At 56.5% G+C, this 22177-nt stretch carries 18 protein-coding genes, 1 pseudogene and 1 other annotated feature (1 of these 20 only partly in view); of the genes and pseudogenes, 15 read left to right on the forward strand and 4 right to left on the reverse strand.

Annotated features, from left to right (window positions below; translation table 11 throughout):
• Window positions 1–19: a sequence feature (Thr leader region), on the forward strand; it begins 99 nt to the left of the window's first position.
• Between the two features lie 24 nt (window positions 20–43).
• The 4 genes from thrA (at window position 44) to INF68_RS13755 (ending at window position 5284) form a co-directional block, all read left to right on the forward strand.
• A complete protein-coding gene (gene thrA, locus INF68_RS13740; protein WP_126786313.1) occupies window positions 44–2506 on the forward strand; it encodes a bifunctional aspartate kinase/homoserine dehydrogenase I in 2463 nt (820 codons plus the stop codon).
• Window position 2507: 1 nt separating this feature from the next.
• On the forward strand, window positions 2508–3437 hold the full coding sequence (gene thrB, locus INF68_RS13745) for a homoserine kinase (protein ID WP_048225593.1): 930 nt from the start codon (window positions 2508–2510) through the stop codon (window positions 3435–3437).
• A 3-nt stretch (window positions 3438–3440) separates the two neighbouring features.
• Window positions 3441–4727, forward strand: coding sequence for a threonine synthase (gene thrC / locus INF68_RS13750; RefSeq protein ID WP_126786314.1), 1287 nt, complete (start codon window positions 3441–3443; stop codon window positions 4725–4727).
• A gap of 254 nt (window positions 4728–4981) precedes the next feature.
• Window positions 4982–5284: a DUF2502 domain-containing protein gene (locus INF68_RS13755; protein ID WP_023310339.1), complete on the forward strand. Its 303-nt coding sequence runs from the start codon at window positions 4982–4984 to the stop codon at window positions 5282–5284.
• A 31-nt stretch (window positions 5285–5315) separates the two neighbouring features.
• On the opposite strand, the gene yaaA is transcribed toward INF68_RS13755, so the two are convergent.
• Window positions 5316–6089 carry a peroxide stress protein YaaA gene (gene yaaA, locus INF68_RS13760; RefSeq protein ID WP_126786315.1) on the reverse strand — a complete coding sequence of 258 codons (774 nt, stop codon included), beginning with the start codon at window positions 6087–6089 and terminating at the stop codon, window positions 5316–5318.
• A 66-nt stretch (window positions 6090–6155) separates the two neighbouring features.
• The gene (locus INF68_RS13765) at window positions 6156–7586 is read right to left on the reverse strand and encodes a sodium:alanine symporter family protein (protein WP_126786316.1); all 1431 of its coding nucleotides are present in this window, start codon (window positions 7584–7586) and stop codon (window positions 6156–6158) included.
• Window positions 7587–7848: 262 nt separating this feature from the next.
• Here INF68_RS13765 and tal point away from each other — a divergent pair, with 262 nt between their 5' ends.
• The 3 genes from tal (at window position 7849) to INF68_RS13780 (ending at window position 10944) form a co-directional block, all read left to right on the forward strand.
• The gene (tal, locus tag INF68_RS13770) at window positions 7849–8802 is read left to right on the forward strand and encodes a transaldolase (RefSeq protein ID WP_126786317.1); all 954 of its coding nucleotides are present in this window, start codon (window positions 7849–7851) and stop codon (window positions 8800–8802) included.
• Window positions 8803–8912: 110 nt separating this feature from the next.
• On the forward strand, window positions 8913–9500 hold the full coding sequence (mog, locus tag INF68_RS13775; protein WP_023310343.1) for a molybdopterin adenylyltransferase: 588 nt from the start codon (window positions 8913–8915) through the stop codon (window positions 9498–9500).
• 121 nt (window positions 9501–9621) lie between these two features.
• Window positions 9622–10944, forward strand: a complete 1323-nt coding sequence (locus INF68_RS13780; RefSeq protein ID WP_063439484.1) for an MFS transporter — start codon at window positions 9622–9624, stop codon at window positions 10942–10944.
• On the opposite strand, the gene satP is transcribed toward INF68_RS13780, so the two are convergent.
• Window positions 10921–11487 carry an acetate uptake transporter gene (satP, locus tag INF68_RS13785; RefSeq protein WP_023334461.1) on the reverse strand — a complete coding sequence of 189 codons (567 nt, stop codon included), beginning with the start codon at window positions 11485–11487 and terminating at the stop codon, window positions 10921–10923. The genes INF68_RS13780 and satP overlap by 24 nt on opposite strands.
• A gap of 296 nt (window positions 11488–11783) precedes the next feature.
• Between satP and dnaK the strand changes: the two genes are divergently transcribed.
• From dnaK to nhaR, 4 genes are all read left to right on the forward strand, one after another.
• Window positions 11784–13697, forward strand: coding sequence for a molecular chaperone DnaK (gene dnaK, locus INF68_RS13790; RefSeq protein ID WP_126786318.1), 1914 nt, complete (start codon window positions 11784–11786; stop codon window positions 13695–13697).
• 87 nt (window positions 13698–13784) lie between these two features.
• Entirely contained in the window at window positions 13785–14930 is a 1146-nt protein-coding gene (gene dnaJ / locus INF68_RS13795) for a molecular chaperone DnaJ (protein ID WP_014830600.1), read from the forward strand.
• 171 nt (window positions 14931–15101) lie between these two features.
• The gene (gene nhaA, locus INF68_RS13800) at window positions 15102–16277 is read left to right on the forward strand and encodes a Na+/H+ antiporter NhaA (RefSeq protein ID WP_126786319.1); all 1176 of its coding nucleotides are present in this window, start codon (window positions 15102–15104) and stop codon (window positions 16275–16277) included.
• A gap of 58 nt (window positions 16278–16335) precedes the next feature.
• Window positions 16336–17235 carry a transcriptional activator NhaR gene (gene nhaR, locus INF68_RS13805; RefSeq protein WP_193525328.1) on the forward strand — a complete coding sequence of 300 codons (900 nt, stop codon included), beginning with the start codon at window positions 16336–16338 and terminating at the stop codon, window positions 17233–17235.
• A 57-nt stretch (window positions 17236–17292) separates the two neighbouring features.
• Here nhaR and rpsT read toward each other — a convergent pair whose 3' ends face one another.
• On the reverse strand, window positions 17293–17556 hold the full coding sequence (gene rpsT / locus INF68_RS13810) for a 30S ribosomal protein S20 (protein WP_003856458.1): 264 nt from the start codon (window positions 17554–17556) through the stop codon (window positions 17293–17295).
• A gap of 101 nt (window positions 17557–17657) precedes the next feature.
• On the opposite strand from rpsT, the pseudogene INF68_RS23240 reads away from it, so the two are divergent.
• The 4 genes and pseudogenes from INF68_RS23240 (at window position 17658) to lspA (ending at window position 22172) form a co-directional block, all read left to right on the forward strand.
• Window positions 17658–17876, forward strand: a pseudogene (locus INF68_RS23240) (DUF2575 domain-containing protein).
• A 7-nt stretch (window positions 17877–17883) separates the two neighbouring features.
• Window positions 17884–18810, forward strand: coding sequence for a bifunctional riboflavin kinase/FAD synthetase (gene ribF, locus INF68_RS13815; RefSeq protein ID WP_023310350.1), 927 nt, complete (start codon window positions 17884–17886; stop codon window positions 18808–18810).
• A gap of 45 nt (window positions 18811–18855) precedes the next feature.
• Window positions 18856–21672 (forward strand): isoleucine--tRNA ligase, encoded by a 2817-nt coding sequence (ileS, locus tag INF68_RS13820; RefSeq protein WP_126786320.1) that lies wholly within the window; start codon window positions 18856–18858, stop codon window positions 21670–21672.
• Window positions 21672–22172 (forward strand): signal peptidase II, encoded by a 501-nt coding sequence (gene lspA / locus INF68_RS13825; RefSeq protein WP_023310352.1) that lies wholly within the window; start codon window positions 21672–21674, stop codon window positions 22170–22172. The genes ileS and lspA overlap by 1 nt, the downstream gene beginning before the upstream one ends.
• Window positions 22173–22177 lie beyond the last annotated feature (5 nt).

Raw genomic sequence — 22177 nt, forward strand, 5'->3', positions numbered from 1 at the left:
CAGTGCGGGCTTTTTTTTCGGCTAAAGGAAACGAGGTAGAACCATGCGAGTGTTGAAGTTCGGCGGTACATCAGTGGCAAATGCAGAACGTTTTCTGCGTGTTGCCGATATCCTGGAAAGCAACGCCAGGCAGGGGCAGGTTGCTACCGTGCTCTCTGCCCCGGCAAAAATCACGAACCATCTGGTGGCGATGATTGAAAAAACCATCGGTGGCCAGGATGCACTCCCGAACATCAGCGACGCAGAACGTATCTTCGCTGATTTATTGCAAGGGCTGGCAGAGGCGCTGCCTGGCTTCCCGCACGCTCAGCTGAAGTCCTTCGTTGAGCAGGAATTCGCGCAAATCAAACATGTCCTGCACGGCATCAGCCTTCTCGGCCAGTGCCCGGACAGCGTCAACGCGGCGCTGATCTGCCGGGGCGAAAAACTCTCTATCGCCATCATGGCCGGCGTGCTGGAAGCGCGCGGTCATAGCGTGACCGTGATCGATCCGGTTGAAAAACTGCTGGCGGTGGGCCACTACCTCGAATCCACCGTTGATATCGCCGAATCAACCCGCCGTATCGCCGCCAGCAAAATTCCGTCTGACCATATGATCCTGATGGCAGGCTTCACAGCCGGTAACGAGAAGGGTGAGCTGGTGGTGCTGGGCCGTAACGGCTCTGACTACTCCGCCGCCGTGTTGGCCGCCTGCTTACGCGCGGACTGTTGTGAAATCTGGACTGACGTCGACGGCGTCTATACCTGCGACCCGCGCCAGGTACCCGATGCCAGACTGCTGAAGTCGATGTCGTACCAGGAAGCGATGGAGCTTTCCTACTTCGGCGCCAAAGTGCTTCACCCGCGTACCATCTCCCCGATTGCTCAGTTCCAGATCCCTTGCCTGATTAAAAATACCGGTAACCCACAGGCGCCGGGTACGCTGATTGGCGCGAGTACTGATGAGGACGGTCTGCCGGTGAAAGGCATCTCCAACCTCAACAACATGGCGATGTTCAGCGTCTCCGGTCCGGGGATGAAGGGGATGGTCGGCATGGCGGCGCGCGTCTTTGCGGCTATGTCCCGCAACGGTATCTCGGTGGTGCTGATTACCCAGTCTTCTTCCGAATACAGCATCAGCTTCTGCGTGCCGCAGGCTGACTGCCTGCGCGCCCGTCGCGCGCTGGAGGAGGAGTTCTATCTGGAACTCAAAGAAGAGCTGCTGGAGCCGCTCGCCATTCAGGAACGCCTGGCGATTATCTCCGTGGTCGGCGACGGCATGCGCACGCTGCGCGGTATTTCCGCCAAGTTCTTTGCCGCGCTGGCGCGCGCCAACATCAATATCGTGGCGATTGCCCAGGGCTCGTCAGAACGATCAATTTCTGTTGTCGTGGACAACGATGACGCCACCACCGGCGTACGCGTGGTTCACCAGATGCTGTTCAACACCGATCAGGTTATCGAGCTGTTCCTGATTGGCGTCGGCGGGGTGGGCGGCGCGCTGCTGGAGCAGGTGAAGCGTCAGCAGGAGTGGCTGAAGAAGAAACATATCGATCTGCGCGTCTGCGGGATTGCCAACTCCAGAGCGTTGCTGACCAATGTGCATGGCCTTAACCTGGAAAACTGGCAGGCCGAGATGAGCGAGGCGAAAGAGCCGTTCAACCTGGGCCGCCTGATCCGTCTGGTGAAAGAGTATCATCTGCTTAACCCGGTGATCGTCGACTGTACCTCGAACCAGGCGGTGGCCGATCAGTATGCCGACTTCCTGCGCGAAGGGTTCCACGTGGTGACGCCGAACAAAAAGGCCAACACCTCGTCGATGGATTACTATCACCAGCTGCGTCTGGCGGCGAGCAAGTCGCGCCGCAAGTTCCTGTACGACACCAACGTGGGTGCCGGCCTGCCGGTTATCGAGAACCTGCAGAACCTGCTGAACGCGGGCGACGAACTGCAGCGTTTCTCCGGCATTCTCTCCGGCTCGCTGTCGTTTATCTTCGGCAAGCTGGATGAGGGGATGGGCCTGTCGGAAGCCACCCGCGCCGCGCGCGAGCTGGGCTATACCGAGCCGGATCCGCGTGACGACCTTTCCGGTATGGACGTGGCGCGCAAGCTGCTGATCCTCGCCCGTGAAACGGGCCGTGAACTTGAGCTTTCCGATATCGTGATTGAACCCGTGCTGCCGGCAGAATTTGACAGCAGCGGTGATGTCGCTGCATTCATGGCAAATTTGTCGCAGCTTGACGATGCTTTTGCCGCTCGCGTTGCGAAAGCCCGTGATGAAGGTAAGGTATTGCGCTATGTTGGCAACATTGAAGAAGATGGCGTGTGCCGGGTGAAGATTGCCGAAGTGGATGGCAACGACCCGCTGTACAAAGTCAAAAACGGCGAAAACGCCCTCGCGTTTTACAGCCACTATTATCAGCCACTGCCGCTGGTGCTTCGCGGCTATGGCGCAGGGAACGATGTTACGGCGGCGGGTGTGTTTGCCGATCTGCTGCGTACCCTGTCATGGAAGTTAGGAGTTTAACATGGTCAAAGTTTATGCCCCGGCTTCCAGCGCGAATATGAGCGTCGGATTTGACGTGCTGGGTGCGGCGGTGACGCCGGTGGATGGTTCGCTGCTGGGCGATACGGTCACGGTGGAAGCGGCAGACAGCTTCAGCCTGAACAACGTGGGCCGCTTCGCCAGCAAACTGCCGTCCGACCCGCGTGAGAACATCGTCTATCAGTGCTGGGAACGCTTCTGTCAGGAGATCGGTAAAAACGTGCCGGTCGCTATGACGCTGGAAAAAAGTATGCCGATTGGCTCGGGGCTGGGTTCCAGCGCCTGTTCGGTGGTCGCCGCTCTGGTGGCAATGAACGAGCACTGCGGCAAGCCGCTGAACAACAACCGCCTGCTGGGCTTAATGGGCGAGCTGGAAGGGCGCATCTCCGGCAGCATTCACTATGACAACGTGGCGCCGTGCTTCCTCGGCGGCATGCAGCTGATGATCGAAGAAAATGGCATCATCAGCCAGCAGGTGCCAGGGTTTGATGAGTGGCTGTGGGTGCTGGCCTATCCGGGCATTAAGGTCTCTACCGCGGAAGCGCGTGCGATCCTGCCCGCGCAGTATCGTCGTCAGGACTGTATCGCCCACGGGCGTCATCTGGCGGGCTTTATCCACGCCTGCTACACCCGTCAGCCGCAGCTGGCGGCGAAGCTGATGAAGGACGTCATTGCCGAGCCGTACCGCACGAAGCTGCTGCCTGGCTTTAACGAGGCGCGACAGGCATCGATGGATATCGGCGCGCAGGCGTGCGGCATCTCCGGCTCCGGCCCGACGCTGTTCGCCCTGTGCGACAAGGCAGACACTGCGCAGCGCGTGGCGGACTGGCTCTCTAAACACTACCTGCAAAATCAGGAAGGCTTTGTTCATATTTGCCGTCTGGACACGGCTGGCGCACGAGTACTGGGATAATTAATGAAACTCTATAACCTTAAAGATCATAACGAGCAGGTCAGCTTCGCGCAGGCGGTAACTCAGGGGCTGGGCAAAAACCAGGGGCTATTCTTCCCGCATGACCTGCCGGAATTCCAGCTGACCGAGATTGATGACCTGCTGAAGCAGGACTTCATCACCCGCAGCACCAAAATTCTGTCCGCGTTTATCGGCGATGAAATTCCGCAGGAGCTGCTGGAAGAGCGCGTACGCGCGGCATTCGCGTTCCCGGCGCCGGTTCAGCAGGTTGAGCCTGACGTGGGCTGTCTGGAGCTGTTCCACGGCCCAACCCTGGCGTTTAAAGACTTCGGCGGCCGCTTTATGGCGCAGATGCTGACCCACATCAGCGGCGACAAGCCGGTGACCATCCTGACCGCAACCTCCGGCGATACCGGCGCGGCGGTGGCACACGCGTTCTACGGCCTGAAAAACGTCCGCGTGGTGATCCTCTATCCGAAAGGCAAAATCAGCCCGCTGCAGGAAAAACTGTTCTGTACCCTCGGCGGCAACATTGAAACCGTGGCAATTGACGGTGATTTCGATGCCTGCCAGGCGCTGGTCAAGCAGGCCTTCGACGACGAAGAGCTGAAGGTAGCTCTGGGTCTTAACTCTGCGAACTCCATCAACATCAGCCGTCTGCTGGCGCAGATCTGCTACTACTTCGAAGCGGTGGCGCAGCTGCCGCAGGAAGCGCGCAACCAGCTGGTGATCTCCGTGCCGAGCGGTAACTTCGGTGACCTGACGGCAGGGCTGCTGGCAAAATCCCTGGGTCTGCCGGTGAAACGCTTTATCGCCGCGACCAACGCCAACGACACCGTGCCGCGCTTCCTGAAAGACGGGAAGTGGGCGCCGAACGCCACGCAGGCGACCCTCTCCAACGCGATGGATGTGTCTCAGCCGAACAACTGGCCGCGCGTGGAAGAGCTGTTCCGCCGTAAGATCTGGCGTCTGGGCGACCTGGGCTATGCCGCGGTGACGGATGAAACTACCAAATCCACCATGCGCGAGCTGAAGGCGGTGGGATATACCTCTGAACCGCACGCGGCGATTGCCTACCGCGCGCTGCGCGACCAGCTTAACCCGGGTGAATATGGCCTGTTCCTGGGCACCGCGCATCCGGCGAAGTTCAAAGAGAGCGTGGAGGCAATCCTGGGCGAAACGCTGCCGCTGCCGAAAGAGCTGGCCGAGCGCGCCGACCTGCCTCTGCTGTCCCATGAACTGCCGGTAGACTTTGCCGCGCTGCGTAAGCTGATGATGACCCGCGCGTGATTGTGTTGCCCGGTGGCGGCTACGCCTTACCGGGCCTACAATGACCACGACGACCTAATCGTAGGCCGGGTAAGCGCAGCGCCACCCGGCTTTTTTATGGAGAAATTAAGGAGAGAAAAAGCAGGAAAAAAGCAGATATTCCCAATAAATGCGGTCACTTAGCGTTTAGGATTGCAGAGAATAACATCCCCCGTTCCCCTCGCGTAATCTCCTTACATCGGCCCACGTTGGGCAAGAAGAATAAGGAGTCACCTGTGTCTACACTGAAACCTGCACTCATCGCGCTTTCACTGGTGCTGGCCGCCCCCATGGCGGTTCAGGCATCTGAAATTACCCTCGTACCGGCGGTCAAACTGCAGATTGGCGACCAGGATAACAACGGTCATTACTGGGACGGCGGCCGCTGGCGCGACCACGACTGGTGGAAGGCGCATTATGACTGGCGTGATAACCACTGGCGTCCACATGATGAGCATCGTAAACACGACGATCGTCACGATGACCATCACCACGATGACCACCGCGACGATCGCGGCCCGGACTGGAAACACCATTAATGCAAAACCCCGCCAGCTGGCGGGGTTTGTTTTACTGCTCGTGGCGCTTAAACACCAGCTCGCCTTTCCCTGACGCTTCTTCGTCAAAGAAATAGCCTTCGCTGTTGAAGGCGGTCAGCTGCTCCGGCTTCGCCAGGCGGTTCTGGATGATGTAGCGGCTCATCAGGCCGCGCGCTTTCTTGGCGTAGAAGCTGATCACCTTGAACTTACCGTTCTTCTCGTCGAGGAATACCGGTTTGATAATCTCCGCATCCAGCTTTTTCGGCTTCACCGACTTGTAGTATTCGTCGGATGCCAGGTTAATCACCACGTTGTCGCCCTGAGCGTGCAGCGCCGCGTTCAGTTTGTCGGTAATGATATCGCCCCAGAAATGGTACAGATCTTTGCCTTTGGCATTTTCCAGGCGAATCCCCATCTCCAGACGATACGGCTGCATCAGATCCAGCGGGCGCAGTACGCCGTACAGTCCCGACAGCATGCGCAGATGCTGCTGGGCAAAATCGAAATCGGCTTCGCTAAAATCTTCCGCCTGCAGGCCGGTGTAGACATCACCTTTAAACGCCAGAATCGCCTGGCGAGCGTTCGCCGGGGTGAAATCCGGGTGCCACTCGTGAAAGCGGGTCGCGTTAAGATCGGCCAGCTTGTCGCTGATGCTCATCAGCGAGGCGATTTGCGGCGCAGAGAGTTTACGCGCTTCGCGGATCAGCTGTTGCGAGTAGTCCAGCAGTTCAGGCTGGGTATAGCGCTCGGTGGCGAGCGGGCTCTGGTAGTCGAGCGTTTTTGCAGGTGAAATCAGAATCAGCATATCCAGTCCTTGCAGGAAATTTAGAGCGACTTTAGCAAAAAATCGCCCTGAATTGATCGATAGCTGTTATTGCCGCGGCAAATCATCCCACGTACCGGGGGCAAGCTGCGCCTTAACGTCGGGATAGCGGGCGGGATCAAATACCGGCGGAACGCCGAGTTTGCGCTGACGCAGATAGTCTCTGGCAATCAGGGTCACAACGGGCGAGAGCAGGAGGATAGCGGTGAGGTTCGTGATCGCCATCAGCGCCATAATGATATCGGCCAGCTGCCAGACCAGCGGCATACTGAGGAAGGAGCCAGCGATGATCATCAATATGACCGCGAGACGCAGGGTTCCGATTGCGGCGCGGGAGTCGAGTTTCAGGAAGATAAGGTTATTTTCGGCGTAGAGGTAATTCACCACAATCGAACTGAAGGCAAACAACACCAGGACGAGCGAGACAAATCCAGCTCCCCAGCCGCCGGTCAGATTCACCAGCGCCTGCTGGAGAAGCTGTATCCCGGCGGTACCAGAAGAATGCGGGACGGGGCCTGCCAGCAGCAAAATCATGGCGCTGGCGGAGCAGATGATAATGGTATCGGTAAAGACGCCAATCATCTGCACAATGCCCTGTGCCGCCGGGTGCGGCGGCCAGGAAGAGGCGGCAGCGGCCGCGTTGGGGGTTGACCCCATTCCGGCTTCATTGGAGAACATGCCCCGCTGAAAACCCGCCATCAGCGCCTGGCTGAAGGTGTAGCCCAGCGCCCCGGAGGCCACCTCGCGCCAGCCAAATGCGCTTTTGACGATGGTCGCAATCACGCCCGGCACCTGGTCGATATGCAGCGCGGCGACGAACAGGCTCGCGGCAACCCAAAGCAGCGCCATAACGGGAACCAGCCACTGCATCAGGCGGGCGATGCCCCTGAGACCGGCTGAAATGGTGAGCAAAACGACGAGGGCTAACACGATACCGGCGATCCACTCCGGGCAGGAGAAGGCATAGCGCAGGGCATTGGCGACAGAATTTGCCTGGACGGTATTAAAAATAAGGCCGTACGCGAGCAGTAAAAAAAGCGAGAACAGAACGCCCATCCAGCGCATCCCTAAGCCACGCGCCATGTACCAGGCAGGACCGCCGCGAAACTGGCCGTTTTTATCTTTCTCTTTATACAGCTGGGCGAGCGAACTTTCCGCAAAGGAGGTTGCCATCCCGAGTAGCGCCGTTACCCACATCCAGAAAACCGCGCCTGGCCCACCGGCGCTGATGGCCAGCGCAACGCCCGCCAGATTCCCGCTGCCGAGGCGTGCCGCCAGGCTGGTACAGAGTGCCTGGAACGACGTTAATCCGCCCGGCTGGGGCGTAACGCTGTTTTTCAGACTTCTGCCAAACTTGCGAATATAACGAAACTGGATAAACCCACTGCGTAGCGTAAACCAAATACCTGCTCCCAGAAGCAGGTAAATCATTATCGAACCCCACAGGACTTCGTTAATAAAGAAAAAGAAATCAGGCATTAACGTCCCTCTTGTTGATGCCAAAGTGAATATGTAAGCGCTACCACTGATTGGGCATGCTGTTGCTTAGCAGCCTGTTAATCTTCCGAGTTTACCATACTCTACCTAAGCGCACTGTCTGCGGTTGCGCTGCCTCTCACTCGTGTTATCATCAGGGCAGACCGGTTACATCCCCCTAACAAGTAAACCTGTCATTTTTCCGCTGCAGGCATGCTGTCGGTAGCGTGAATTATCCAGGGCACGTTAAAAGAGAAACACTATCATGACGGATAAATTGACCTCCCTTCGTCAGTTCACCACTGTCGTAGCTGACACCGGAGATATCGCGGCAATGAAGCTGTACCAGCCGCAGGATGCCACAACTAACCCTTCTCTGATCCTTAACGCCGCACAGATCCCTGAGTATCGCAAACTGATTGACGACGCAGTGACCTGGGCGAAAGCACAGAGCAGCGACCGCGCGCAGCAGGTTGTGGACGCTACCGACAAGCTGGCAGTGAACATCGGTCTGGAAATCCTGAAACTGGTTCCTGGCCGTATCTCTACCGAAGTGGATGCACGTCTCTCCTACGACACCGAAGCGTCTATCGCGAAAGCGAAACGTCTGATCAAAATGTACAACGACGCTGGCATCAGCAACGACCGTATCCTGATCAAACTGGCTTCTACCTGGCAGGGTATCCGCGCGGCAGAGCAGCTGGAAAAAGACGGTATCAACTGTAACCTGACCCTGCTGTTCTCCTTCGCGCAGGCGCGCGCATGTGCAGAAGCAGGCGTATACCTGATTTCTCCGTTCGTGGGCCGTATTCTGGACTGGTACAAAGCCAACACCGATAAGAAAGAGTACGCGCCGGCTGAAGATCCAGGCGTGGTTTCTGTTACTGAAATCTACGAATACTACAAACAGCATGGCTATGAGACCGTGGTTATGGGCGCAAGCTTCCGTAACGTCGGTGAAATCATCGAGCTGGCTGGCTGTGACCGCCTGACCATCGCTCCTGCACTGCTGAAAGAGCTGGCAGAAAGCGAAGGTACCATCGAGCGTAAGCTGTCTTACACCGGTGAAGTGAAAGCTCGCCCAGAGCGCATCACCGAATCCGAGTTCCTGTGGCAGCACAACCAGGATCCAATGGCTGTAGACAAGCTGGCGGACGGTATCCGTAAGTTTGCTGTTGACCAGGGCAAACTGGAAAAAATGATCGGCGACCTGCTGTAATCATTCTGCGTGACCGGGTTCCCGGTCACGCGACTTCTTTCGTACCCTGTCTGAATCTCCTCTCTGCGTGTATCATTCCCTTTAATCAGTACTTTTTGAATGGAATGGATATGAATACCTTACGCATCGGCTTAGTGTCGATTTCTGACCGCGCCTCCAGCGGTGTTTACCAGGATAAAGGCATCCCCGCTCTGGAAGAGTGGCTTGGCAGCGCGCTGACCACCCCCTTCGACATTCAGACCCGCCTGATCCCTGACGAACAGCCGATCATTGAGCAGACGCTCTGCGAGCTGGTGGATGAGATGAGCTGCCACCTTGTTCTGACGACGGGCGGAACCGGCCCCGCGCGCCGCGACGTGACGCCGGACGCAACGCTGGCGATTGCCGATCGTGAAATGCCGGGCTTCGGCGAACAGATGCGCCAGATAAGTCTACACTTTGTCCCGACGGCCATTCTTTCCCGCCAGGTGGGGGTGATCCGCAAGCAGGCGTTGATCCTGAACCTGCCGGGGCAGCCGAAGTCGATCAAAGAGACGCTGGAAGGGCTGAAGGCGGAAGATGGCAGCGTCCTCGTTCACGGCATCTTTGCGAGTGTACCGTATTGTATACAGCTGCTAGACGGTCCGTATGTGGAAACTGATGAGAAAGTGGTAGCAGCTTTTCGCCCGAAAAACGCACGCCGCGAAACAATCTCCTGAAATTAACCAATATGTGGCATTAGCTGAAGCGGCGATAGCGTGGTAAAGCTTTTACGGTATAGTAATTTTTTCTTTACGATTGCTGTAAAAATAAATCCACAACACACGCAAATGGTTCGCTATGTCACATAACACCCGACCTCTGAATCGACAGGACTACAAAACTCTCACGCTCGCGGCCTTAGGCGGCGCGCTGGAGTTTTACGACTTCATCATCTTTGTTTTCTTCGCCGCCGTGGTGGGAGAACTCTTCTTCCCGGCGGATATCCCGGAATGGCTGCGTCAGGTGCAAACCTTCGGCATTTTTGCCGCCGGATATCTGGCGCGTCCGCTGGGCGGCATTATCATGGCCCACTTTGGCGATCTGGTCGGGCGCAAGAAGATGTTTACCCTTAGCATTCTGCTGATGGCCGTGCCGACGCTGGCCATTGGTCTGCTGCCCACCTATGCCTCGATGGGCATTCTTGCTCCGTTGCTGCTGTTGCTGATGCGCGTCCTTCAGGGCGCGGCGATTGGCGGTGAAGTGCCGGGCGCATGGGTGTTTGTCGCGGAGCATGTTCCGGCGCGCCGCATTGGTATCGCCTGCGGAACCTTAACCGCGGGGTTAACAGTAGGGATTTTGCTCGGTTCCGTCGTCGCGACAATTGTAAACACCAGCATGACGCAGCAGGCCGTGCACGACTGGGGCTGGCGTATTCCGTTCCTGCTGGGCGGGGCGTTTGGTCTGGTCGCGATGTACCTGCGCCGCTGGCTGCAGGAGACGCCGATTTTCCTCGAGATGCAGCAGCGCAAAGCGCTGGCGCAGGAGCTGCCGGTGAAGGCGGTCGTGGTACGCCATAAAAAAGCGGTGGTGGTGTCGATGCTGCTCACCTGGCTGCTCTCGGCGGGCATTGTGGTGGTGATATTGATGTCTCCGGTGTGGCTGCAAAAGCAGTACGGTTTCGCTCCTGCCGTGACGCTACAGGCGAACAGTATCGCGACAATCATGCTCTGCTTTGGCTGTCTGGCCGCCGGGCTGGCGGCAGATCGTTTCGGCGCCAGCGTTACCTTTATCGTCGGCAGCCTGTTACTGGCCGCATCAAGCTGGGCGTTTTACCATCTGGCGGGCAGCCATCCTGAACAGCTGTTCCTGCTGTACGGCACGGTAGGGCTGTGCGTGGGCGTTGTCGGGGCGGTACCGTACGTGATGGTCCGCGCATTCCCGCCGGAGGTACGCTTCACCGGGATCTCATTTTCCTATAACGTGTCGTATGCCATTTTTGGCGGGCTGACGCCGATTGCGGTTACCGTGCTGATGGGCGTGTCGCCGATGGCGCCAGCCTGGTATGTACTCGCGCTCTCGCTGATGGGGCTGGTATTAGGATTTTGGCTTCGTCAGGCGGGGGGATGTCGTGCCCGCGAGGCGGACACGACAGAGGGATCAGTGTTTTTCACCAATCGGTAGAATGGTGCGGTCAAACTGCTCGTTCAGCACTTCACCCATTGCGAGGTAGATAGCGCTTGCGCCGCAAACCAGACCAATCCAGCCTGCAACATGAACGATGCCTTCGTTATCCACCAGGTGCCCAATCGCCAGCAGGGCGAACAGCACGGTCAGGCTCAGGAAAACGAACTGCAGCATGCGGTTACCTTTCAGGGTACCGAAGAACATGAACAGGGTGAAGACGCCCCACAGGCCCAGGTAAACGCCCAGGAAGTGGGCGTTTGCCGCGTCTGCCATGCCCATTTTAGGCAGCAGCAGAATGGCAACCAGGGTCAGCCAGAAAGAACCGTAAGAGGTGAATGCGGTTAAGCCGAAGGTATTGCCTTTCTTATATTCCAGCAGGCCCGCGAAGATTTGTGCGATACCGCCGTAAAAAATGCCCATCGCCAGGATGATGCCATCCATCGGGAACATCCCGATATTGTGCAGGTTCAGCAGGATAGTGGTCATGCCAAAACCCATCAGGCCCAGCGGAGCCGGATTAGCCAACTTAGTGTTGCCCATAAGTCCTCAAAAAAATCATCATTAATATGGTGAAATGGTTAAACCCGCGTCAGTTCTCCCTGACTGGGCGCGGCATCATAATGGGCGCAATCGGTGGCGTCTATGATCTCATCAGGGTGAAATTAAAATTTTTTTTATGCTTGCCCCTTGATGGATGCCGTCGCGACCCCATCTTGTAGTCAACCGCAGTGTGTGGACCTGAAAAAAATCAAATCTGGGCAGTTGAAAAAGCACGTTCTGCCCTTATTACAGGTACACAACCACATGTTGACTGAATTTTTAGTGGAGACGTTTAGATGGGTAAAATTATTGGTATCGACCTGGGTACTACCAACTCTTGTGTAGCGATTATGGATGGCACTACTGCACGCGTGCTGGAGAACGCCGAGGGCGATCGCACCACGCCTTCTATCATTGCTTATACCCAGGATGGTGAAACTCTGGTTGGTCAGCCGGCTAAACGTCAGGCAGTGACAAACCCGCAAAACACCCTGTTTGCGATTAAACGCCTGATCGGTCGCCGCTTCCAGGACGAAGAAGTTCAGCGTGACGTTTCCATCATGCCTTACAAAATCATCGCGGCAGATAACGGCGATGCATGGCTTGATGTGAAAGGCACCAAAACTGCACCACCGCAGATCTCTGCTGAAGTGCTGAAAAAAATGAAGAAAACCGCTGAAGATTACCTGGGTGAGCCGGTAACTGAAGCTGTTATCACCGTACCTGCCTACTTCAACGATGCTCAGCGTCAGGCAACCAAAGATGCTGGCCGTATCGCAGGTCTGGAAGTAAAACGTATCATCAACGAACCAACCGCGGCTGCACTGGCTTACGGTCTGGATAAAGAAGTCGGCAACCGTACTATCGCGGTTTACGACCTGGGTGGTGGTACCTTCGATATCTCTATTATCGAAATCGACGAAGTTGACGGCGAAAAAACCTTCGAAGTTCTGGCAACCAACGGTGATACCCACTTGGGTGGTGAAGACTTCGATACCCGTCTGATCAACTACCTCGTTGACGAGTTCAAGAAAGATCAGGGCATTGACCTGCGTAACGACCCGCTGGCTATGCAGCGCCTGAAAGAAGCCGCTGAGAAAGCGAAGATCGAGCTGTCTTCTGCTCAGCAGACCGACGTTAACCTGCCGTACATCACTGCAGACGCGACCGGTCCTAAACACATGAACATCAAAGTGACCCGTGCGAAACTGGAAAGCCTGGTAGAAGACCTGGTGAACCGTTCTATCGAGCCGCTGAAAGTTGCTCTGCAGGACGCTGGCCTGTCCGTGTCTGATATCAACGACGTTATCCTCGTTGGTGGCCAGACCCGTATGCCAATGGTGCAGAAGAAAGTGGCTGAGTTCTTTGGTAAAGAGCCACGTAAAGACGTTAACCCGGACGAAGCAGTGGCTATCGGTGCTGCGGTTCAGGGTGGCGTACTGACCGGCGAAGTTAAAGACGTACTGCTGCTGGACGTTACCCCGCTGTCTCTGGGTATCGAAACCATGGGCGGTGTGATGACTGCGCTCATCAACAAAAACACCACCATCCCAACCAAGCACAGCCAGGTGTTCTCTACCGCTGAAGACAACCAGTCTGCGGTAACCATCCATGTGCTGCAGGGTGAGCGTAAGCGTGCGGCGGATAACAAATCTCTGGGTCAGTTCAACCTGGACGGTATTAACCCGGCACCGCGCGGCATGCCGCAGATCGAAGTCACCTTCGATATCGATGCTGACGGTATCCTGCACGTGTCTGCGAAAGACAAAAACAGCGGTAAAGAGCAGAAGATCACCATCAAGGCATCTTCTGGCCTGAACGAAGCTGAAATCGAAAAAATGGTTCGCGATGCCGAAGCTAACGCGGAATCCGACCGTAAGTTCGAAGAGCTGGTTCAGACCCGCAACCAGGGTGACCATCTGCTGCACAGCACCCGTAAGCAGGTTGAAGAAGCAGGCGATAAACTGCCATCGGAAGACAAGACTGCTATCGAAGCTGCATTGAGTGCGCTGGAATCCTCACTGAAAGGTGAAGATAAAGCGGACATCGAAGCGAAGATGCAGGAACTGGCACAGGCTTCTCAGAAGCTGATGGAAATCGCTCAGCAGCAGCACGCTCAACAGCAGGCGGGCGCTGACTCTTCGGCGAACAACGCGAAAGACGACGACGTTGTCGACGCTGAGTTCGAAGAAGTTAAAGATAAAAAATAATCGCCCTGATGCAGGGTAATTAATCGGCACGGGCGTAGGAGAACTCTCCACGCCCGTGCTCGCATGTTAAGGGGCTTAAAAAAACCAATGGCAAAGCAAGACTATTACGAGATTTTAGGCGTTCCGAAAACTGCGGAAGAGCGTGAAATCAAAAAGGCGTATAAGCGCCTGGCCATGAAATTCCACCCGGACCGTAACCAGGGTGACAAAGAGGCTGAAGCCAAATTTAAAGAGATCAAAGAAGCCTACGAAGTCCTGACCGATGCACAAAAACGTGCGGCCTATGACCAGTACGGTCACGCAGCCTTTGAACAGGGCGGCATGGGCGGCGGTGGATTCGGTGGCGGCGGCTTTGGCGGCGGCGCTGACTTCAGCGATATCTTTGGCGATGTGTTCGGCGATATCTTCGGCGGCGGCCGTGGTCGTCAGCGCGCGGCGCGCGGCGCGGACCTGCGCTACAACATGGAGCTGACGCTGGAAGAGGCCGTTCGCGGCGTAACCAAAGAGATCCGTATTCCAACGCTGGAAGAGTGTGACGTTTGCCACGGCAGCGGTGCGAAAGCGGGTACGCAGCCACAAACCTGTCCAACCTGTCATGGTTCGGGTCAGGTACAGATGCGTCAGGGCTTCTTTGCGGTGCAGCAGGCCTGTCCGCACTGTCACGGTCGCGGTACGCTGATCAAAGATCCGTGCACCAAATGCCACGGCCACGGTCGCGTTGAGAAAACCAAGACCCTGTCCGTTAAGATCCCGGCCGGCGTGGATACGGGCGACCGCATCCGTCTGGCAGGTGAGGGCGAAGCAGGCGAGCACGGCGCACCGGCAGGCGATCTGTACGTCCAGGTGCAGGTGAAACAGCACGCTATCTTTGAGCGTGAAGGGAACAACCTGTACTGCGAAGTGCCGATCAACTTTGCGATGGCGGCACTGGGCGGTGAAATCGAAGTACCGACGCTGGATGGTCGCGTCAATCTGAAGATCCCGGGCGAGACCCAGACCGGTAAGCTGTTCCGCATGCGCGGGAAAGGCGTTAAATCCGTTCGCGGTGGTGCGCAGGGCGACCTGCTTTGCCGCGTCGTCGTGGAAACGCCGGTTGGCCTGAACGACAAGCAGAAACAGCTGCTGAAAGAGTTGCAGGAGAGCTTCGGCGGCCCGACGGGTGAGAAAAACAGCCCGCGCTCCAAAAGCTTCTTCGATGGCGTCAAAAAATTCTTCGATGATTTGACCCGCTAATCGATCAGCTGGTTTTCATCCGCAAAAGCCCGGAAGCGATTCCGGGCTTTTTTATTTGCGCGTATAGCTCGGTTAAACTGAGTTTATCCTCAATATTAATCTGTTTTTGCCGAGCTATTTGACTTGGTATTATGGTTTTATCGAGGTATTGTTGTAAAAGAGAGAACTTAAATGAAATTACTACACCGTTTCTTTAGCAGTGAGGCGTCCGGTGGCGTGATCCTGATTATTGCCGCAGCGACCGCGATGGTGCTGGCTAACCTTGGCATCACGCAGGATCTCTACCATGCATTTCTGGAAACGCCCGTTGAGCTGAAGGTCGGGGCGCTGGAAATTAACAAGAACATGCTGCTGTGGATCAACGATGCGCTAATGGCGGTATTCTTCCTGCTGGTGGGTCTTGAGGTTAAGCGTGAGCTGGTTCTGGGCTCGCTTGCCAGCCGCCAGCGTGCGGCGTTTCCTGTGATCGCAGCCATCGGCGGAATGGTCGTTCCGGCATTGCTCTTCCTGGCGTTCACCTGGCAGGATCCTGTTGCGCGTGACGGTTGGGCGATCCCGGCCGCGACGGATATCGCCTTTGCGCTCGGTGTCTTAGCCTTGCTCGGTAGCCGCGTGCCGGTGGCCCTGAAAATCTTCCTGATGGCGCTGGCGATCATCGATGACCTGGGCGCCATTGTGATTATCGCGCTGTTCTACACCAGCGATCTGTCGATCCTGTCCCTGAGCGTCGCCGCCGGGGCGATTGCGGTGCTGGCGTTGCTGAACATCTTCAATGTTCGCCGCATCGGTATCTATATCCTGGTGGGGATGGTGCTGTGGACGGCGGTGCTGAAATCCGGCGTGCACGCCACGCTGGCAGGCGTGATTGTGGGCTTCTTCGTGCCGCTTAAACCGCAGGACGGCAAGTCGCCTGCCAAACAGCTGGAGCATGTGCTGCACCCGTGGGTTGCCTTTATGATCCTGCCGCTGTTTGCGTTTGCCAACGCGGGCGTTTCCCTCGGCGGCGTGACGCTGGACGGGCTGACGTCCGTGCTGCCGCTGGGCATCATTGCCGGGCTGTTTATCGGTAAGCCGCTGGGCATTAGCCTCTTCTGCTGGCTGGCGACGAAGCTGAAGCTGGCGTCATTGCCGCATGGCACCGCGTTTTCGCAGATTATGGCCGTCGGCGTGCTGTGTGGAATCGGGTTTACGATGTCGATCTTTATTTCGACGCTGGCGTTTGGTGCGCATGCGCCTGAGCTTATCGTCTGGGCTAAACTCGGCATTCTCATCGGGTCATTACTGGCCGCGGTAATCGGTTATACCTTGTTGAAGGTGAAGTTGTCCGGACAGGCCGTCCAGGCATAACGGAACACCGGGAGGAGGCGATCCTTCTCCCGATACACACTCAGGGAGAGAAGACGCGATGTCTCATTTAAATTACAACCATCTGTACTACTTCTGGCACGTCTACAAACAGGGCTCGGTGGTGGGGGCGGCAGAGGCGCTCTACCTGACTCCGCAAACCATCACCGGGCAAATCAAGGCCCTGGAAGAGCGCCTGCAGGGCAAGCTGTTCAAGCGAAAGGGGCGTGGGATTGAACCCAGCGAACTGGGTGAACTGGTGTTCCGCTATGCGGACAAAATGTTCACCCTGAGCCAGGAGATGCTGGATATCGTCAACTATCGCAAAGAGTCGAACCTGCTCTTTGACGTGGGCGTGGCGGATGCGCTGTCCAAGAGGCTGGTGAGCGGCGTGCTGGATGCGGCGGTAGTCGAAGACGAGCAAATCCACCTGCGCTGCTTTGAATCCACCCACGAGATGCTGCTGGAGCAGCTGAGCCAGCACAAGCTGGACATGATTATCTCGGACTGCCCGATTGACTCCACCCAGCAGGAAGGGCTGTTCTCGGTGAAGATTGGCGAATGCGGCGTGAACTTCTGGTGCATTAATCCGCCGCCGGAGAAACCGTTCCCCGCGTGCCTTGAAGAGCGCCGTCTGCTGGTGCCGGGAAGACGTTCCATGCTCGGACGCAAGCTGCTGAACTGGTTTAATTCGCAGGGGCTGAAGGTAGAAATCCTCGGTGAGTTCGACGATGCGGCGCTGATGAAAGCCTTTGGCGAAGCGCATAATGCGATCTTCGTTGCGCCGACGCTGTACGCGCACGATCTCTATTCGGACGATAAGATTACGGAGATAGGCAGAGTGGATAACGTGATGGAGGAGTATCACGCCATATTTGCCGAAAGAATGATTCAGCACCCGGCGGTGCAGCGAATCTGCAATCGTGACTACTCGGTGCTGTTTACGCCACCGGCAATTTGAAGGCATAAAAAAACCCGCGTTAAGCGGGTTCTTTAAACAAGCAACAACAAGTAGCGATTAAGCCAGTTTGTTGATCTGCGCGGTCAGGTTTGCTTTATGACGCGCTGCTTTGTTTTTGTGGATCAGACCTTTAGCAGCCTGACGATCCACGATTGGTTGCATTTCGTTAAATGCGTTCTGCGCTGCAGCTTTGTCGCCTGCTTCGATTGCTGCGTATACTTTCTTGATGAAAGTACGCATCATAGAGCGACGGCTTGCGTTGTGCTTACGAGCCTTTTCAGACTGAACGGCACGTTTCTTAGCTGATTTGATATTAGCCAAGTCCAACTCCCAAATATGTTCTATGTGGACAATTCAAAGGCCGAGGAATATGCCCTCTTTGCCTTCTTTTGTCAATGGATTTGTGCAAATAAGCGCCGTTAATTAGCGACGCTACGTTACGTAGTGATGGCGCAGGATTCTACCAGCTTGTCTTCCCTGAATACAGCCTTTCGGCATAAAAATCGCAGTTCAGGAGCAGATTTTTTCGCTGCGAAAGGTCAGCCTGATGAAATCATTACGGCTTTCTGTTTTGCGCGAACAATCGCCGGTTAACCTTAACCGCTGTACAAGGTATACTTTGGCGATTTTCACTGTTTTGAGCCAGACATGAAGCTGATACGCGGCATACATAATCTCAGCAGCGCGCCACACGGGTGCGTGCTGACTATTGGTAATTTCGACGGCGTGCATCGTGGTCATCAGGCGCTGTTGCAGGGATTGCGTAAAGAAGGGGAGGCCCGCGGCCTGCCCGTTGTAGTGATGATTTTCGAGCCGCAGCCGCTGGAGCTGTTCGCGGGCGATAAATCTCCCGCCCGACTCACTCGCCTGCGCGAGAAATTGCGCTATCTGGCGGAGTCCGGCGTGGACTATGTATTGTGTTTACGTTTCGATCGTCGCTTTGCCGCGCTGACAGCACAAAATTTCGTCAGCGACCTGCTGGTTAAGCGTCTTGGCGTACAGTTTCTTGCCGTGGGTGATGATTTCCGCTTTGGCGCTGGTCGTCAGGGCGATTTCTTGCTATTACAGAAGGCTGGTCTGGAGTACGGATTTGACGTCACCAGCGCGATGACCTTCTGCGAAGGCGGCGTGCGCGTCAGCAGCACGGCGGTGCGTCAGGCGCTGGCTAATGATGACCTGGACACGGCAGAAACCCTGCTGGGGCATCCGTTCACTATCTCTGGCCGCGTGGTCCATGGCGATGCGCTGGGCCGCACGATAGGCTTCCCGACGGCGAATATACCGCTGCGTCGTCAGGTTTCCCCGGTTAAAGGGGTGTATGCGGTGGAAGTGGCAGGACTGGGCGATAAGCCGTTCTACGGCGTCGCCAACATTGGCACGCGTCCGACCGTCGCCGGTGTGCGTCAACAGTTAGAAGTGCACCTGCTGGACGTTGTAATGGACCTCTATGGTCGCCATATAGATGTGATACTGCGTAAGAAAATACGCAACGAGCAGCGATTTGGTTCGCTGGATGAACTAAAAGCGCAAATTGCGCGAGATGAATTGACGGCCCGCGAGTTTTTTGGGCTTTGAACCCGGCTTAACTGCCTACGTGATAAATACGGAACCGAGAATCTGATGAGTGACTATAAATCAACCCTGAATTTGCCGGAAACAGGGTTCCCGATGCGCGGCGATCTCGCCAAGCGCGAACCGGGAATGCTGGCGCGTTGGACCGATGATGACCTGTACGGCATCATTCGTGCAGCCAAAAAAGGCAAAAAAACCTTCATTCTGCATGATGGCCCTCCATATGCGAATGGCAGCATTCATATTGGTCACTCGGTTAACAAGATTCTGAAAGACATTATCGTGAAGTCCAAAGGCCTCACGGGATATGACTCGCCTTACGTTCCTGGCTGGGACTGCCACGGTCTGCCAATCGAGCTGAAAGTGGAGCAAGAGTTTGGCAAACCGGGTGAGAAGTTCACCGCCGCCGAGTTCCGTGCGAAGTGCCGCGAATACGCAGCCACGCAGGTTGACGGTCAGCGCGCTGACTTCATCCGTCTGGGCGTGCTGGGCGACTGGTCGCACCCGTACCTGACCATGGACTTCAAAACTGAAGCCAACATCATCCGTGCGCTGGGTAAAATCATCGGTAACGGCCACCTGCACAAAGGCGCTAAGCCGGTGCACTGGTGCGTGGACTGCCGTTCTGCGCTGGCAGAAGCGGAAGTTGAGTATTACGACAAAACCTCTCCGTCTATCGACGTGGCGTTCAACGCTGTCGATCAGGATGCGGTGAAGGCTAAATTTGGCGTCTCCTCGGTAAACGGCCCGATCTCTTTGGTGATCTGGACCACCACCCCGTGGACCCTGCCAGCAAACCGTGCGATCTCCCTGTCCGGTGAGTTCGAATACGCGCTGGTGCAGATTGACGGTCAGGCGGTTATCCTGGCGAAAGATCTGGTTGAGAGCGTGCTGAAGCGCGCGCATATCACCGACTACACCGTGCTGGGCACCGTGAAAGGCGACGCGCTGGAGCTGATGCGCTTCAAACACCCGTTCCTGGACTTCGACGTTCCGGCGATCCTGGGCGACCACGTGACGCTGGAAGCGGGTACCGGTGCTGTACATACCGCCGGTGGCCACGGTCCTGACGACTACAACATCAGCCTGAAGTACGGTCTGGAAATCGCTAACCCGGTTGGCCCGGACGGCTCTTATCTGCCTGGCACCTACCCGGCGCTGGACGGTATCAACGTCTTCAAAGCGAACGACATCATCGTCGACATGCTGCGCACCAGCGGCGCGCTGCTGCACGTTGAAAAAATGCAGCACAGCTATCCGTGCTGCTGGCGTCACAAGACCCCGATCATCTTCCGTGCGACCCCGCAGTGGTTCGTCAGCATGGATCAGAAAGGCCTGCGCGAGCAGTCTCTGAAAGAGATCAAAGGCGTGCAGTGGATCCCTGACTGGGGCCAGGCGCGTATCGAATCCATGGTGGCTAACCGTCCTGACTGGTGTATCTCCCGTCAGCGTACCTGGGGCGTGCCGATGTCTCTGTTCGTACATAAAGAGACGCAGGAGCTGCACCCGAACACTCTGGAACTGATGGAAGAAGTGGCGAAGCGCGTCGAAGTTGACGGCATTCAGGCGTGGTGGGATCTCGACTCTCGCGACATCCTGGGCGCAGACGCTGATAGCTACGAAAAAGTACCAGATACTCTGGACGTGTGGTTCGACTCCGGTTCTACCCACTCTTCAGTCGTTGACGTGCGTCCGGAATTTGCCGGTCACGCCGCCGACATGTATCTGGAAGGTTCTGACCAACACCGCGGCTGGTTCATGTCATCTCTGATGATCTCCACCGCCATGAAGGGTAAAGCGCCTTACCGTCAGGTACTGACTCACGGTTTCACTGTGGATGGTCAGGGCCGTAAGATGTCCAAGTCTATCGGTAACACCGTTTCTCCGCAGGATGTAATGAACAAGCTGGGCGCAGACATTCTGCGTCTGTGGGTGGCCTCTACCGATTACACCGGCGAAATGGCGGTGTCTGACGAGATCCTGAAGCGTGCTGCCGACAGCTATCGTCGTATCCGTAACACGGCGCGCTTCCTGCTGGCGAACCTGAACGGGTTCGATCCGGCAAAAGACATGGTGAAACCGGAAGAGATGGTGGTGCTGGACCGCTGGGCGGTAGGCTGCGCGAAAGCGGCGCAGGAGGATATCCTGAAAGCCTATGAGTCTTACGACTTCCACGAAGTGGTGCAGCGCCTGATGCGCTTCTGCTCCATCGAGATGGGCTCGTTCTACCTCGACATCATCAAAGACCGCCAGTACACCGCGAAAGCGGACAGCGTGGCGCGTCGTAGTTGCCAGACCGCGCTGTTCCACATCGCAGAAGCGCTGGTTCGCTGGATGGCGCCGATCATGTCCTTCACCGCGGACGAAATCTGGGGCTACCTGCCGGGCGACCGTGAGAAGTATGTGTTCACGGGCGAGTGGTACGAAGGTCTGTTCGATCTCTCCAGCACCGAAGCGATGAACGATGCCTTCTGGGACGAGCTGCTGAAAGTGCGTGGCGAAGTGAACAAGGTTATCGAGCAGGCGCGTGCGGACAAGAAAGTCGGCGGCTCTCTGGAAGCGGCAGTCACGCTGTACGCCGAACCGGAGCTGGCGGCGAAGCTGACGGCGCTGGGCGATGAATTACGATTTGTCCTGTTGACCTCGGGCGCGAAAGTTGCGGATTATGCCGAGGCTTCTGATGATGCTCAGCAGAGCGAACTGCTCAAAGGACTGAAAGTCGCGCTGAGCAAAGCCGACGGTGAGAAATGCCCGCGTTGCTGGCATTACACCACCGATGTTGGCCAGGTGGCGGAACACGCAGACATCTGCGGACGCTGTGTAAGCAACGTCGCCGGTGACGGCGAAAAACGTAAGTTTGCCTGATGAGTAAAACTCTCTGTTCAACAGGACTGCGCTGGCTGTGGCTGGTTGTGGTGGTGCTGATTATCGATCTGGGCAGCAAGTTCCTGATCCTCCAGAATTTTGCTCTGGGGGAAACGGTTCCGCTGTTCCCGTCGCTTAACCTGCACTACGCGCGTAACTACGGCGCAGCGTTTAGTTTCCTTGCCGACAGCGGTGGCTGGCAGCGCTGGTTCTTTGCGGGTATCGCTCTCGGTATCTGTGTGATCCTCGCGGTGCTGATGTACCGCTCGAAGGCGACGCAAAAGCTGAATAACATCGCCTACGCGCTGATCATTGGCGGTGCGCTGGGCAACCTGTTTGACCGCCTGTGGCACGGCTTTGTGGTCGATATGATCGACTTCTACGTCGGCGACTGGCACTTCGCGACCTTTAACCTGGCCGACACCGCAATTTGCGTTGGAGCCGCGTTAATCGTGCTGGAAGGCTTCCTGCCTAAACCCGCCGCGAAAGAGCAGGCGTAACACAC

Source organism: Enterobacter cloacae complex sp. P16RS2 (genome assembly GCF_014982155.1).
Lineage (GTDB): Bacteria > Pseudomonadota > Gammaproteobacteria > Enterobacterales > Enterobacteriaceae > Enterobacter > Enterobacter cloacae_M.